The following is a 13046-nucleotide window of genomic DNA, read 5'->3' on the forward strand; positions in this document are numbered from 1 at the left end:
GTGGGTACCGTCAAGAGATACGTCACCTTCTGCTTTTCCTGCGCCACGCTGCGGCTGCCACCCGGCGCGCGGGTCTCCCCGTGCCCCATCACGACGCGATACCGTGGCGTCCCTTCTCTCCCCCGGCATCTCCCCACCGAAGGTAGGGGAAACGATCCCCGGGCCGTTCTGGAGGTTCCGTGGTACAGGCGTACATCCTCATTCAGACCGAGGTCGGCAAGGCGTCGACCGTCGCCGAGACCATCGGGAAGATTCCCGGAGTGATTCAGGCCGAGGACGTCACAGGTCCCTATGACGTGATCGTGCGCGCGCAGGCCGACACGGTCGACGGTCTCGGTCGCATGGTGGTCGCCAAGGTCCAGCAAGTGGACGGCATCACCCGAACCCTGACCTGCCCGGTCGTGCACCTGTAGCCCCCGTCTACGCTTGGCCGGTGACGTCTGCCCACCGGTCCCTTCGTCTGTTCGCCGCCGCGGCGGCGTTCCTTGCCGCCGTGAGCTGCTCCACCACGGACGCGGCGGCGCCGGTGGCGGTTCCCAGCCCTCCGCCCGAGGAAGCGGCCCTGTGCGGTGCGCTGCACAAGGAGCTGCCGGAGACCGTCGCCGGGCAGCGCCGTACCGGCACCGAACCGGACTCCGAACTGACCGCAGGCTGGGGCGACGCCGCGATCGTACTGCGCTGCGGCGTCCCCCGGCCGGAGAAAATGAGCGACGCCCAGTCGCAGGCCGTCGACGCGAACGGGGTCAACTGGCTGCTGGAGCAGCGGGCCGGCGGTCCGCGGTTCACCACCACGTACCGCAAGACGTATGTGGAGGTCACGATGGACGAGCGGTTCGCGCACGACGTCACCCCGCTCGCCGAGCTGGCCGGCCCGGTCAAGAGGACGGTGCCGGCCACACTCGAAATTCCCTGAGGACTGTCCCCGAGGAAGCGTTGCCTAGCGCAGTCCGGTGGACCGGCGCAGTGCCGCCTGGATCAGCAGGTCGACGAGCTCGGGGTAGCTGACCCCGCTCTCCTGCCACATCCGCGGGTACATGGAGATCGGCGTGAAGCCCGGCATCGTGTTGATCTCGTTGATGACGAACTCCCCGTCCTCGGTGAGGAAGAAGTCCGCGCGCACCAGGCCCTCGCAGGAGGCGGCGTCGAAGGCCTCGACGGCGAGCCGGCGCACCTCGGCGGTCTGCTCGTCGGTGAGCGGGGCGGGCACGATCCCGGACGCCGAGTCGATGTACTTGGCCTCGAAGTCGTAGAAGTCGTGGCTGCTGACCGGCGGGATCTCGGCCGGAGCGCTGGCCCGCGGACCGTCGGCGAACTCCAGCACCCCGCATTCGATCTCGCGGCCGCGCAACAGCGCCTCCACCAGGATCTTGGGGTCGTGGCGCTGCGCCTCGGCGATCGCCTCGTCGAGGCCCGCGAGGCCGTCGACCTTGGTGATGCCGATCGACGAACCGGCGCGCGCGGGCTTGATGAACAGCGGCCAGCCGTGCTCACCGGCGAAGTCGATGATCTTCTTGCGGGCCGCGGCGGGATCGAGCTTCCACTCGCGGGGGCGGATCACCTCGTACGGACCGACCGGCAGTCCGAAGGAGACGAAGACCCGCTTCATGTACTCCTTGTCCTGGCCCACCGCGGAGGCGAGGACACCGGCGCCGACATAGGGGATGCCGGCGAGTTCGAGCAGTCCCTGGAGGGTGCCGTCCTCGCCGTACGGGCCGTGCAGCACCGGGAAGACGACGTCGACCTCGCCGAGCGCCTTGGGAACGGCGCCGGGTTCGCTGTAGACGACCTCGCGGTTCGCCGGGTCGACGGAGAGCACGACGCCGCCCTCGGTGGACTCGGCCAGCTGCTCCACGCTCGGCGTGCGACGATCGTTGATCGCCATGCGGTCGGGCTCGTCGGCGGTGAGCGCCCACCGTCCGTCGGCGGTGATGCCGATGGGCAGTACGTCGTACTTCGTCCGGTCGATGGACCTCAGCACGGCTCCGGCGGTGACCACGGAGATCCCGTGTTCGGAGCTGCGGCCGCCGAAGACGACAGCCACACGCGGCTTGCGGAGCGGCTGCTCCGGGCTCTGGGGGAGGTTCTCGGTGCTCATATCGCGTTGAGACTACCGTGCGCACCCGGCGCGGTGGAGTGCAGGCACAGCGCGTGCCGGGTCAGTGGCGCTCGGGCTTCGCGCTGCGCGACATCAGCTCCTTGAGGGCCACCACCGGCGGCTTGCCCTCGTGGACGATGCCGACGACGGTCTCGGTGATCGGCATGTCGACCCCGTGCCTGCGGGCCAGATCCAGCACCGACTTACAGGACTTGACGCCCTCGGCGGTCTGCCGGGTGACCGCGATGGTCTCCTGAAGCGTCATGCCCTTGCCGAGGTTGGTGCCGAAGGTGTGGTTGCGCGAGAGCGGCGAGGAGCAGGTGGCCACCAGGTCGCCGAGCCCGGCGAGGCCGGAGAAGGTGAGCGCGTCCGCGCCCATGGCGAGTCCGAGGCGGGTGGTCTCGGCGAGTCCGCGGGTGATGAGGGAGCCCTTGGCGTTGTCGCCGAGGCCCATGCCGTCCGCGATGCCGACGGCGAGGCCGATGACGTTCTTGACGGCACCGCCGAGTTCGCAGCCGACGACGTCGGTGTTGGTGTAGGGGCGGAAGTAGGGGGTGTGGGCGGCGGCCTGGAGGCGCTGGGCGACGGCTTCGTCCCGGCAGGCGACGACGGCAGCGGCGGGCCGGCGCTGGGCGATCTCCTTGGCGAGGTTGGGCCCGGTGATCACGGCCACGCGGTCGGAGGGGACCCCGGCGACCTCCTCGATGACCTCGCTCATCCGCTTGGCGCTGCCGAGTTCGATGCCCTTCATCAAGGAGACGAGCACGGTGTCCGAGGGCAGCTTCGGCGCCCACGCCGCCAGGTTGGCCCGCAGCGTCTGGGACGGAACGGCGAGCACGGTGAAGTCCGCGCCGTGCAGTGCCTCGGCGGGGTCGGTGGTGGCCCGCAGCGTCGGGGGAAGTTCGATGCCCGGCAGATAGTCGGGGTTGGTCCGGGTGGTGTTGACGGCGTCGACGAGTTCGGCGCGGCGGCCCCAGAGGGTCACCTCGCAGCCCGCGTCCGCGAGCACCATGCCGAAGGCCGTGCCCCACGAGCCCGTTCCGAAGACGGCCGCCTTGGCGGGGTGTGTCACTTGGTGCCCTCCTCGGCGACCTTGCGGCGCTGCTCCGCGAGCATCTCGCGCAGATCGAACGGTTTGCCGGGGGCCTGCTCGCCGCGCAGTTCCGCCAGCAGTTCGGTGATCGCGGCCATGATGGCCTCGGTCGCCTCCTTCAGTACCTCGGGCGTCGGCTCCTGGTGGTAGAACCGGTCGAGGTCGACCGGCGGACCGGCCTTCACCTGCAGCGTCTTGCGCGGGAACAGGCGGAGCCTGTTCTCCTTGGCGTACGGCGGCATCGCCAAGTTGGCGCCCCACTGGGCGACCGGGATGACGGGTGCCCGCGTGATCATGGCCGCCCGCGCGACTCCGGTCTTCGCGGTCATCGGCCACTGGCCGGGGTCCCGGGTGAGGGTGCCCTCCGGGTAGAAGGCGACGCATTCACCTGCCTCGACGGCCTCGACGGCGGCCCGGAAGGCACCGAAGGCGTTGGAGGACTCGCGGTAGACGGGAATCTGCCCGGTGCCCTTCAGAAGGATCCCCACACCGGGCGCCTTGAAGAGCGCCGCCTTGGCGAGGAATCGTGGCACACGTCCGCTGTTGTACTGGAAGTGGCCATAGGAAAACATGTCCAGATACGAGTTGTGATTCACAGCGGTGATGAATCCGCCCGCGGCCGGAATGTGTTCCATTCCCTGCCAGTCCCGCTTGAACAGAACCAGCAGCGGCGGTTTAGCGATGACCGCCGCCAGGCGGTACCAGAAGCCGATTCTACGGCGGGACACGCGAGCACCTTCCTCTACTGCCGGGCCACTGCCCGGCTGCTGGGGGTCAAGTGTCGCCCCAGGCCCCTGGTCTGTCGAGAACACCGTACGCCCCGGTCACCGGGCCGCTCGTCCGCCCCTTCCCGGGGCCGGGACACAATGGGGTGCGATGCACATGGACGATGAGCGTGCCACCAACTGCGACCCGGCGGGCCACTGGTCCCTGGTCGTCCCGCTGAAACCGCTCGCAGAGGCAAAGAGCAGGCTCGCGGCCGCGGCCGACGACAACCTGCGCCCTCATCTGGCGCTCGCCTTCGCGGAGGACACCGTCGCAGCGGCCCTGGCCTGCCCGTCGGTACGGAATGTGGCCGTTGTCACGGACGATCCGGCGGCCGCGTTCCGCCTGGCCGCACTGGGCGCGCGGATCGTGCCGGACGCCCCCGCGGCAGGTCTCAACGCGGCGCTGACGCACGGCGCGGAGGAGGTCCGCCGCCTGTCTCCGGGCGCCGCGGTGGCCGTGCTCAACGCCGATCTGCCCGCGCTGCGCCCTCACGAATTGGCACGAGTACTCGCGTACGCATCGGGATTTCCCCGGGCATTTCTGACGGATAGGGCCGGGGTCGGCACCACATTGCTCTCGGCGGCCGCGGGCACCGAATTGCGGCCCGGTTTCGGCGGTCGCTCTCGGCGTCGGCATTTGGCGTCGGGGGCCGTGGAAATCCCGCTCGACGGTGTCGATTCCGTACGTCAGGACGTGGACACCGCCGAGGATCTGGCAGCGGCACTGGCCCTGGGGGTCGGGCCTCGCACGACCGAGCGTCTGGCGATGGCCGACCGCGTCGCGGACACGACCTGAGAGCTGTCCCGCAGCGGGACTAGGCTGGCCGCATGCAGGCGACCTCGTACACCTACGACGCATTGACCCGCAGCGGGAGCGTGCTCCTCGACGACGGCACGCCGGTCGACTTCGACGCCGCGGCCTTCGACGCCGGCGGTCTGCGGCTGCTGAGGCCGGGCCAGCGGGTGCGTATCGAGACCGAGGGCGAGGGCGATGCCCGCAGGATCACGCTGGTGACGCTGCAGACCCTCTGACAATACGAGTCAGGCCGAGCCGGGCCGAACCGGGTCGAGCCGGACCGAACCGGTTCGACGGCGCGCGGGGAAGCCCTTCGCCAAGGCGCAGGATTCAGCAGCGCGCCGGGAGGAATCCGGGCCGGAACACGCCGCGGGCCGGGCTCCTGAGGAGGAGCCCGGCCCGGCGCGTGAGTGGCCCTGCGACCTTGTGCCGCTTACCTCTTCCTGGCAGTGGCCTTGTTGGCGGCGGTCTTGCGCGCCGTCGCCTTCCTGGCCGGCGCCTTCTTCGCGGTGGCCTTCTTGGCCGGCGCGGTCTTCTTGGCGGCCGCCTTCTTGGTGGTCGTCTTCTTGGCCGTGGCCTTCTTGGCGGTCGCGGTCTTCTTGGCGCCCGTCGTCTTCTTGGCCGCGGTCTTCTTGGCCGTGGTCTTCTTCGCGGCGGTCTTCTTCGCCGTGGCCTTCGTCGCCGTGGCCTTCTTGGCGGTGGCCTTCTTGGCCGCGGCCTTGGTGGTCGTGCGGGTGGAAGGACCGCCCGAGAGGCTGCCCTTGGGCGCCTTCTTGACCGAGACCTCGCCACCTCGCGGGAGCTTCTTCGAGCCGCTGACCAGGTCCTTGAATCCCTGACCGGCACGGAAGCGCGGAACAGAGGTCTTCTTGACCCGGACGCGCTCCCCCGTCTGCGGGTTACGGGCGTAACGGGCGGGGCGGTCGACCTTCTCGAACGAGCCGAAACCGGTGACCGAGACACGGTCGCCGCCGACAACTGCGCGGACGATCGCGTCAAGTACCGCGTCGACAGCCTCGGCGGCCTGCTGACGGCCACCGACCTTGTCGGCAATCGTTTCTACGAGCTGCGCCTTGTTCACGTCTTCCCCTTCGGAGACATTGCCGGAACGAATGCGTCCAGGCTTTTTCGCACGTTAGGCAGATATATACCGCAAATCAAACACGAAACGGGCTAATCACCCTAGTGCCGCAACGAAGTGCGCCGCTGTGGAGTTCGGGTGTCAGTCGCCTTCAGGGAATCGGCCCTCGTCGAGGTCCTGCATGAAGCGGTCCAGACGCCGTGCCGCATCCGGGAGATCGTGCTTCGCCGCTGCCGTGACGACCAGCAGCTTCCGGGACAGCGCCATCCTTACGCCCTCCGGGACTTGCAGTGTGCGCACTCTTGTGTGCGCTTCTTTCAGCCGGGCCGCCACCGCCTCGTAGAGCTCGAGTTGGCTGTCACGGTCCATGCACCGATTGTGCCATCTGGGGCGAGTTGTCGCCCGGCAGGACCTCAACAGACGACTGCGCCCCCCACCGGACGGTGGGGGGCGCAGTCGGGGAAAAGCGCTGATCAGACCTGAATTGTGCGCGGTTTGAAGGTCGGCCTGGAGGCCTCGTAAGTGGAGATGTCCGCTTCGTTCTGAAGGGTGAGGCTGATGTCGTCCAGACCGTTCAGCAGTCGCCAGCGGGCGTTCTCGTCCAGCTCGAAGTCGACGGTGATGCCTGCCGCACGCACCTGCCGCTGCTCCAAGTCAACAGTGATTTCGGCCTTCGGGTCCGACTCGGCCAGCTCCCACAGCCGGTCGACCGTCTCCTGTGGCAGAACGACGGTCAGCAGCCCGTTCTTGAGCGAGTTGCCGCGGAAGATGTCGGCGAACCGCGAGGAGATGACCGCCTTGAAGCCGTAGTTCTGCAGGGCCCAGACGGCGTGCTCGCGGGAGGATCCGGTGCCGAAGTCGGGACCGGCCACCAGCACCGTGGCGCCCTGCCGCTCGGGCTGGTTGAGAACGAAGGAGGTGTCCTTGCGCCACGCCTCGAAGAGCCCGTCCTCGAAGCCGTCGCGGGTGACCTTCTTGAGCCAGTGGGCCGGAATGATCTGGTCCGTGTCGACGTTGCTGCGGCGCAGCGGCACGGCCCGGCCGGTGTGTGTGGTGAAAGCTTCCATGGTTCTCAGACTCCTGCGGGGGTGGCGGCCGAGTCGGATGCGACCAGATCGGCCGGCGAGGCCAGATGGCCCAGTACCGCGGTGGCGGCGGCGACCTGGGGCGAGACCAGATGGGTGCGTCCGCCCTTGCCCTGCCTGCCCTCGAAGTTGCGGTTGGAGGTCGACGCGGAGCGCTCGCCGGGCGCCAGTTGGTCGGGGTTCATGCCCAGACACATCGAGCAGCCGGCGTGCCGCCATTCGGCTCCCGCACCGGTGAAGACCTTGTCCAGGCCCTCCTCGACGGCCTGGAGGGCGACCCGTACGGACCCCGGGACCACCAGCATCCGTACGCCGTCGGCGACTTTGCGGCCCTCCAGGAGGGACGCGGCCGAGCGCAGGTCCTCGATACGGCCGTTGGTGCAGGAGCCTACGAAGACGGTGTCGACCTTGATGTCCCGCAGCGGCTGCCCGGCGGTCAACCCCATGTATTCCAGGGCCTTTTCGGCGGCGAAGCGCTCCGAAGCGTCGTCGTACGAAGCCGGGTCGGGGACGCTGGCCGACAGGGGCGCGCCCTGGCCGGGGTTGGTGCCCCAGGTGACGAACGGCGCCAGTTCGGCGGCGTCGATGAAGACCTCCGCGTCGAATACGGCGTCGTCGTCGGTGCGCAGCGTCTTCCAGTACTCCACCGCGGCGTCCCAGTCGGCGCCCTGCGGGGCGTGGTCGCGACCGCGCAGATAGTCGAAGGTGGTGGCGTCCGGAGCGATCATGCCCGCGCGGGCGCCGGCCTCGATCGACATGTTGCAGATGGTCATCCGGGCCTCCATCGAGAGCTTCTCGATGGCCGAGCCGCGGTATTCCAGGATGTAGCCCTGGCCGCCGCCGGTGCCGATCCGCGCGATGATCGCCAGAATGAGGTCCTTGGCGGTGACGTCGTCGGGCAGCTCGCCCTCGACCGTGATCGCCATGGTCCTCGGCCGGGCCAGCGGCAGCGTCTGGGTGGCCAGTACGTGCTCGACCTGGGAGGTGCCGATGCCGAAGGCCAGCGCGCCGAAAGCGCCGTGGGTGGAGGTGTGCGAGTCGCCGCAGACGACGGTGGTGCCGGGCTGGGTCAGCCCCAGCTGGGGGCCCACGACGTGGACGACGCCCTGCTCGACGTCGCCCAGCGGGTGCAGCCGTACGCCGAACTCCGCGCAGTTCTTGCGCAGCGTCTCCAACTGGGCACGGGAAACCGGGTCCGCGATGGGCTTGTCGATGTCGAGGGTCGGGGTGTTGTGATCCTCGGTCGCGATGGTGAGGTCGAGGCGGCGGACCTGCCGGCCGTTCTGACGGAGACCGTCGAAGGCCTGGGGGCTGGTCACCTCGTGCAGCAGGTGCAGATCGATGAAGAGGAGGTCGGGCTCGCCCTCGGCGCGCCGGACGACATGATCGTCCCAGACCTTCTCCGCGAGTGTCCTACCCATCGCTTTCCCTCCGGCCGACCCGGGGGCCGGCACCACTAGAGATCTTGTCGCGGAACCCGTTGGTCTGCGGGCCGCCTCTACAGACTGGCGGGTTTCCAGGAAAATTGAACTTGCGTTTCACAGTGTGAGACGTGAATATCGTTGCATGGACAACTCTAGCGGCGTCGGCGTTCTCGACAAGGCAGCTCTGGTACTGAGCGCTCTGGAGTCCGGTCCGGCCACCCTCGCCGGGCTGGTCGCGGCGACAGGGCTTGCACGGCCCACGGCACACCGTCTTGCCGTGGCACTGGAACACCACCGGATGGTGGCGAGGGACATGCAGGGCCGGTTCATCCTGGGCCCGCGGCTGGCGGAGCTCGCCGCCGCGGCGGGCGAGGACCGGCTGCTGGCCACGGCGGGGCCGGTGCTGACGCATCTGCGCGACGTGACCGGCGAGAGCGCGCAGCTCTACCGCCGGCAGGGAGACATGCGGATCTGTGTGGCGGCGGCCGAGCGGCTGTCCGGTCTGCGGGACACCGTGCCGGTCGGCTCCACGCTCACGATGAAGGCGGGATCGTCGGCCCAGATCCTGATGGCCTGGGAGGAGCCGGAGCGGCTGCACCGCGGCCTTCAGGGCGCACGCTTCACGGCCACGGCGCTGTCCGGCGTACGGCGCCGGGGCTGGGCCCAGTCGATCGGTGAGCGGGAGCCGGGCGTCGCCTCGGTCTCGGCGCCGGTCCGCGGCCCCTCCAACCGCGTGGTCGCGGCCGTCTCGGTCTCCGGACCGATCGAGCGCCTGACCCGGCACCCGGGCCGCATGCACGCCCAGGCCGTCATCGACGCCGCGGGCCGCCTGAGCGAGGCTCTGCGCCGTACCGGCTGACACCTGCGTCCACACTTGCTCTCGGGCCGGCCGCTCCGACGCCGCAGCGGCCGGCCCCTGTGCATCCCGGTGCACAACTCCCCGTGGCGCGGACGCGAGTTGACGTAGCGAGCCGAGGAGCCAACTGGCGTCACCAGGGGGCGAGTTCGCAGGAAGCGGCGGACGGGCCGAGCTCGTCGCACAACACGAAGAGGCCCTCCGCGTGATGCGGAGGGCCTCTTTCGTATGTACCCCCGACCGGATTCGAACCGGCGCTACCGCCTTGAGAGGGCGGCGTGCTAGGCCGCTACACAACGGGGGCCTTGCGGATGAGCTCCGCGAGCTGGCCTACCAGGACTCGAACCTAGAATGACGGTACCAGAAACCGTAGTGTTGCCAATTACACCATAGGCCATGGTGACTTCCGTACCCCCGACCGGATTCGAACCGGCGCTACCGCCTTGAGAGGGCGGCGTGCTAGGCCGCTACACAACGGGGGCCCTAGCGATCCCACCCGGCGGAGCCGGGTGATGTCACTGCGCGGTCATCGGGAGCGACCCTGATGATCTGCAGGATGGATCTGTACCCCCGACCGGATTCGAACCGGCGCTACTGCCTTGAGAGGGCAGCGTGCTAGGCCGCTACACAACGGGGGCGATGCAGATGAGCTCTGCGAGCTGGCCTACCAGGACTCGAACCTAGACTAACTGAACCAGAATCAGTCGTGCTGCCAATTACACCATAGGCCATCAAAACTCAACCCCCGGCTTGGGGGTTTTTGTTTGATTCGCGCTGTCCGTGTGGGTCTTTCGACCTTCTCGGGCGGCGCAGGAAGAACATTACCTGAAGGTGTCCGGCGCTCCAAAACGGGATTCCCCGCGCAGCAGGCCCGGAAGCTCCCCGAGACCCGTGATCCGGATCAGCTCCGGACGCCCTCCCAGGCCGGTCCGGTCCAGCCAGACCGCGGCGAGTCCCGCGTCGATCGCTCCGCGTGCGTCGATGTCCGGCTGATCGCCCACGTAGAGCACCTCGTCGGGCGGCAGGCCGAGCGCGTCGCAGCCGGCGTGGAAGGCCTCGGCGGCGGGTTTGGAGAACCCCAGCTCGGCGGCGCACAGCAGTACCTCGAACCGGTCCCGCACACCGAGCACCCGCAGTTTGCGCTCCTGGTTGCGGAGCGAGGAGTTCGACAGGACCGCGTGCCGGTACTCCGCCGCCAGCAGGTCGAGGGCGGGCACGGCGTCCGGGAAGAGGGACCAGGCGGCCTCGTAGTGGACGATGTACCGGTCGAACCAGGCGTCGGCCTCGGGATCGCTCAGGGTCAGCCCGGTGAACATCCGTACGCGATCACGCCGCTGCTCCTCCCAGCCCACCTCCCCCGCGGAGAAGCGCGCCCAGTGCAGGGCGGTGGCCTCGCGCCAACGGCCGAGGGCCTGGTCGACGGAGGCGTATCCGTCGGCCAGGCCCTCGGTCCTGAGGTGCTGCGTCATGCCGGCGCGGTCGGCGCTGCAGTAGTCGAAGATCGTGTCGTCGATGTCCCAGAGGACCGCGCGGATCGGCATGGTCGAAGCCTAGGCGGTGAGCTTCGCCAGCGCGGCGTCGATCCGGGCGAGCGTCTTCTCCCGGCCCAGGATCTCCAGCGACTCGAAGAGCGGCAGACCGACCGTACGGCCGGTGACCGCGACACGGACCGGGGCCTGGGCCTTGCCGAGCTTGAGGCCGTGAGCCTCGCCCGCGGCCAGGACCGCCTCCTTGAGGGAGTCGGCGCTGCTCCAGTCCGCGGCCTCCAGCTTCTCGCGGGCCGTCCGCAGCAGCGCGTCCGAGCCCTCCTTCATCGCCTTCGTCCACGACGCCTCGTCCTCGACGGGAGCGTCCAGGAACAGGAAGTCGACGTTGGCGGTGATGTCGGAGAGCACCGTGACGCGGGTCTGCGCGTGCGGGGCGATCGCCTGCCACCGGGACTCGTCGAACTGCTCCGGCGTCCAGGGGGCGTGCGGGGCCTGGAGCCAGGGGCGGCAGGCCTCGGTGAACGCCTTCACGTCCAGCATGCGGATGTGGTCCGCGTTGATCGCCTCGGCCTTCTTCAGGTCGAAGCGCGCCGGGTTGGCGTTGACCTCGGAGATGTCGAACTTCTCCACCATCTCCGGGATGGTGAAGACGTCCTGGTCGGCGGAGAAGGACCAGCCGAGCAGCGAGAGGTAGTTGAGCAGGCCCTCGGGGAGGAAGCCGCGCTCGCGGTAGAGGTTGAGGTTCGCCTGCGGGTCGCGCTTGGAGAGCTTCTTGTTGCCCTCGCCCATCACGTACGGCAGGTGGCCGAAGGCCGGGATCCGGTGGGCGACGCCCAGCTCCATCAGCGCCTTGTACAGCGCGATCTGCCGCGGGGTGGAGGAGAGCAGGTCCTCGCCGCGCAGTACGTGGGTGATCTCCATCAGCGCGTCGTCGACCGGGTTGACGAGCGTGTAGAGCGGGGCGCCGTTGGCCCGGACGATGCCGTAGTCCGGCACGTTGTCGGGCGTGAAGGTCAGCTCGCCGCGGACCAGGTCCGTGAAGGTGATCGGCTCGTCGGGCATCCGGAAGCGGACGATCGCCGGGCGGCCCTCCTCCTTGTAGCGCGCGATGCGTTCGGCGGAGAGGTTGCGGCAGGTGCCGTCGTAGCCCGAGGGCTTGCCGGCGAGGCGGGCCGCGTCGCGGCGGGCCTCCAGCTCGACGGCGGTGCAGAAGCACTCGTAGGCGTAGCCGCCGGCCTTCAGCTTCTCGGCGACGTCGCGGTAGATGTCCATCCGCTGCGACTGGCGGTAGGGCTCGTGCGGGCCGCCGGTCTCGGGGCCCTCGTCCCAGTCCAGACCGAGCCAGCGCATCGAGTCGAGCAGCTGGGTGTAGGACTCCTCCGAGTCGCGGGCCGCGTCCGTGTCCTCGATGCGGAAGACCATGGTGCCGCCGTTGTGCCGGGCGAAGGCCCAGTTGAACAGGGCGGTGCGGACCAGGCCCACGTGGGGGTTGCCGGTCGGGGAGGGACAGAAACGTACGCGGACGTTCGCGTTAGCCACGCTTGATCACCTTGTTGGCGAGAGTGCCGATACCTTGGACGGTGACGGCGACCTCGTCGCCGACGTTGAGGGGGCCGACCCCCGCGGGGGTGCCCGTGAGGATGACGTCGCCCGGGAGCAGCGTCATGGCCTCGGTGATGTTGACGATCAGATCCTCGATGGAGTGGATCATCTGGCTCGTCCGGCCGAGCTGGCGCTGTTCTCCGTTGACCGTGCACTGAATGGCGAGGTCGTGGGGGTCGAGGTCGGTCTCCACCCAGGGGCCGAGCGGGCACGCGGTGTCGAAGCCCTTGGCCCTCGCCCACTGCTTCTCGCGCTTCTGCACATCGCGGGCGGTGACGTCATTGGCGCAGGTGTAGCCGAGGATGACGTCCTTGACCCGCTCGCGCGGGACCTCGCGGCACAGCCTGCCGATCACGACGGCGAGTTCGGCCTCGTGGTGGAGCTCCTGGGAGAACGAGGGGTACGCGATGTCGTCGCCGGAGCCGATCACCGAGGTGGAGGGCTTGAAGAAGGCGAACGGCGCGTCGGGGACCTCGTGGCCGAGCTCTGCCGCGTGCTCCGCGTAGTTGCGGCCGAAGGCCACGACCTTGCTGGGGAGCACCGGCGGCAGCAGGCGGACCTTGCTCAGGGGGACCTTGGTGCCGGAGAGCTCGAACTCCGCGAACGGGATGCCCTTGATGATGTCGAGGACGAGCTCGTCCGGGCTGTCGCCCTCGACCGCGCCGAAGGCGACATTCCCGTCGATGGAGAATCTGGCGATGCGCACGGGATGCGGATGCCCCTCTACTACTTCTTACGCTGCTGGCGTCTGACGCTTCAG

15 protein-coding genes and 5 tRNA genes are annotated in these 13046 nt (G+C 69.1%); 5 read left to right on the forward strand and 15 right to left on the reverse strand.

All coding sequences use genetic code 11. The features are described 5' to 3' along the window. Positions 1–179 precede the first annotated feature (179 nt). Together ABTX78_RS18210 and ABTX78_RS18215 are read left to right on the forward strand one after the other, a co-directional pair. The gene (locus tag ABTX78_RS18210; RefSeq protein ID WP_352207783.1) at positions 180–413 is read left to right on the forward strand and encodes an Lrp/AsnC family transcriptional regulator; all 234 of its coding nucleotides are present in this window, start codon (positions 180–182) and stop codon (positions 411–413) included. Between the two features lie 20 nt (positions 414–433). Beyond that, positions 434–913 carry a DUF3515 domain-containing protein gene (locus ABTX78_RS18215; RefSeq protein ID WP_352207784.1) on the forward strand — a complete coding sequence of 160 codons (480 nt, stop codon included), beginning with the start codon at positions 434–436 and terminating at the stop codon, positions 911–913. 24 nt (positions 914–937) lie between these two features. Here ABTX78_RS18215 and ABTX78_RS18220 read toward each other — a convergent pair whose 3' ends face one another. The 3 genes from ABTX78_RS18220 to ABTX78_RS18230 form a co-directional block, all read right to left on the reverse strand. Next, positions 938–2095 carry a D-alanine--D-alanine ligase family protein gene (locus ABTX78_RS18220; protein ID WP_352207785.1) on the reverse strand — a complete coding sequence of 386 codons (1158 nt, stop codon included), beginning with the start codon at positions 2093–2095 and terminating at the stop codon, positions 938–940. A gap of 61 nt (positions 2096–2156) precedes the next feature. Then, positions 2157–3167, reverse strand: coding sequence for an NAD(P)H-dependent glycerol-3-phosphate dehydrogenase (locus tag ABTX78_RS18225; RefSeq protein WP_352207786.1), 1011 nt, complete (start codon positions 3165–3167; stop codon positions 2157–2159). Continuing rightward, positions 3164–3916: a lysophospholipid acyltransferase family protein gene (locus tag ABTX78_RS18230; protein ID WP_352207787.1), complete on the reverse strand. Its 753-nt coding sequence runs from the start codon at positions 3914–3916 to the stop codon at positions 3164–3166. Before ABTX78_RS18230 ends, ABTX78_RS18225 begins: the two co-directional genes overlap by 4 nt. 148 nt (positions 3917–4064) lie before the next feature. Here ABTX78_RS18230 and cofC point away from each other — a divergent pair, with 148 nt between their 5' ends. Further along, on the forward strand, positions 4065–4751 hold the full coding sequence (gene cofC / locus ABTX78_RS18235) for a 2-phospho-L-lactate guanylyltransferase (protein WP_352207788.1): 687 nt from the start codon (positions 4065–4067) through the stop codon (positions 4749–4751). A 32-nt stretch (positions 4752–4783) separates the two neighbouring features. Continuing rightward, positions 4784–4987 (forward strand): hypothetical protein, encoded by a 204-nt coding sequence (locus ABTX78_RS18240; protein ID WP_352207789.1) that lies wholly within the window; start codon positions 4784–4786, stop codon positions 4985–4987. A 197-nt stretch (positions 4988–5184) separates the two neighbouring features. Here the strand turns inward: ABTX78_RS18240 and ABTX78_RS18245 are convergent, their stop codons facing one another. The 4 genes from ABTX78_RS18245 to leuC form a co-directional block, all read right to left on the reverse strand. Beyond that, positions 5185–5832, reverse strand: coding sequence for an HU family DNA-binding protein (locus ABTX78_RS18245; RefSeq protein ID WP_352207790.1), 648 nt, complete (start codon positions 5830–5832; stop codon positions 5185–5187). A 141-nt stretch (positions 5833–5973) separates the two neighbouring features. After that, positions 5974–6201, reverse strand: a complete 228-nt coding sequence (locus tag ABTX78_RS18250; protein ID WP_313943879.1) for an SCO5555 family protein — start codon at positions 6199–6201, stop codon at positions 5974–5976. Positions 6202–6305: 104 nt separating this feature from the next. Then, positions 6306–6899, reverse strand: coding sequence for a 3-isopropylmalate dehydratase small subunit (gene leuD / locus ABTX78_RS18255; RefSeq protein ID WP_352207791.1), 594 nt, complete (start codon positions 6897–6899; stop codon positions 6306–6308). A gap of 5 nt (positions 6900–6904) precedes the next feature. Next, positions 6905–8338, reverse strand: coding sequence for a 3-isopropylmalate dehydratase large subunit (gene leuC, locus ABTX78_RS18260; RefSeq protein ID WP_352207792.1), 1434 nt, complete (start codon positions 8336–8338; stop codon positions 6905–6907). 145 nt (positions 8339–8483) lie between these two features. Here leuC and ndgR point away from each other — a divergent pair, with 145 nt between their 5' ends. After that, positions 8484–9200 carry an IclR family transcriptional regulator NdgR gene (gene ndgR / locus ABTX78_RS18265; protein ID WP_010984119.1) on the forward strand — a complete coding sequence of 239 codons (717 nt, stop codon included), beginning with the start codon at positions 8484–8486 and terminating at the stop codon, positions 9198–9200. A 228-nt stretch (positions 9201–9428) separates the two neighbouring features. On the opposite strand, the gene ABTX78_RS18270 is transcribed toward ndgR, so the two are convergent. From ABTX78_RS18270 to ABTX78_RS18305, 8 genes are all read right to left on the reverse strand, one after another. Next, a tRNA-Glu gene (locus ABTX78_RS18270) sits at positions 9429–9501 on the reverse strand. A 21-nt stretch (positions 9502–9522) separates the two neighbouring features. Then, a tRNA-Gln gene (locus ABTX78_RS18275) sits at positions 9523–9594 on the reverse strand. Positions 9595–9606: 12 nt separating this feature from the next. Then, positions 9607–9679: transfer RNA gene (locus ABTX78_RS18280), tRNA-Glu, on the reverse strand. Between the two features lie 83 nt (positions 9680–9762). Continuing rightward, positions 9763–9835: transfer RNA gene (locus tag ABTX78_RS18285), tRNA-Glu, on the reverse strand. Between the two features lie 21 nt (positions 9836–9856). After that, a tRNA-Gln gene (locus ABTX78_RS18290) sits at positions 9857–9928 on the reverse strand. A 90-nt stretch (positions 9929–10018) separates the two neighbouring features. Next, a complete protein-coding gene (locus tag ABTX78_RS18295; RefSeq protein WP_352207793.1) occupies positions 10019–10738 on the reverse strand; it encodes an HAD family hydrolase in 720 nt (239 codons plus the stop codon). A 9-nt stretch (positions 10739–10747) separates the two neighbouring features. Then, complete coding sequence (gene gltX / locus ABTX78_RS18300) at positions 10748–12223, reverse strand: glutamate--tRNA ligase (RefSeq protein WP_352207794.1); 1476 nt, start codon at positions 12221–12223, stop codon at positions 10748–10750. Then, positions 12216–12992 (reverse strand): fumarylacetoacetate hydrolase family protein, encoded by a 777-nt coding sequence (locus ABTX78_RS18305; RefSeq protein WP_352207795.1) that lies wholly within the window; start codon positions 12990–12992, stop codon positions 12216–12218. Before ABTX78_RS18305 ends, gltX begins: the two co-directional genes overlap by 8 nt. Between the last annotated feature and the right edge of the window lie 54 nt (positions 12993–13046).

The sequence above is a fragment of the Streptomyces sp. NPDC096193 genome (assembly GCF_040302905.1).
In the GTDB taxonomy this organism is placed as follows: Bacteria; Actinomycetota; Actinomycetes; order Streptomycetales; family Streptomycetaceae; genus Streptomyces.

Bases quoted from the DNA above. Each gene is read 5' to 3' on its own strand.
- leuD (WP_352207791.1), bottom strand. From the start codon at position 6,899: ATGGAAGCTTTCACCACACACACCGGCCGGGCCGTGCCGCTGCGCCGC.
- ABTX78_RS18250 (WP_313943879.1), bottom strand. From the start codon at position 6,201: ATGGACCGTGACAGCCAACTCGAGCTCTACGAGGCGGTGGCGGCCCGG.
- ABTX78_RS18220 (WP_352207785.1), bottom strand. From the start codon at position 2,095: ATGAGCACCGAGAACCTCCCCCAGAGCCCGGAGCAGCCGCTCCGCAAG.
- leuC (WP_352207792.1), bottom strand. From the start codon at position 8,338: ATGGGTAGGACACTCGCGGAGAAGGTCTGGGACGATCATGTCGTCCGG.
- cofC (WP_352207788.1), top strand. From the start codon at position 4,065: ATGCACATGGACGATGAGCGTGCCACCAACTGCGACCCGGCGGGCCAC.
- ABTX78_RS18295 (WP_352207793.1), bottom strand. From the start codon at position 10,738: ATGCCGATCCGCGCGGTCCTCTGGGACATCGACGACACGATCTTCGAC.
- ABTX78_RS18240 (WP_352207789.1), top strand. From the start codon at position 4,784: ATGCAGGCGACCTCGTACACCTACGACGCATTGACCCGCAGCGGGAGC.
- ndgR (WP_010984119.1), top strand. From the start codon at position 8,484: ATGGACAACTCTAGCGGCGTCGGCGTTCTCGACAAGGCAGCTCTGGTA.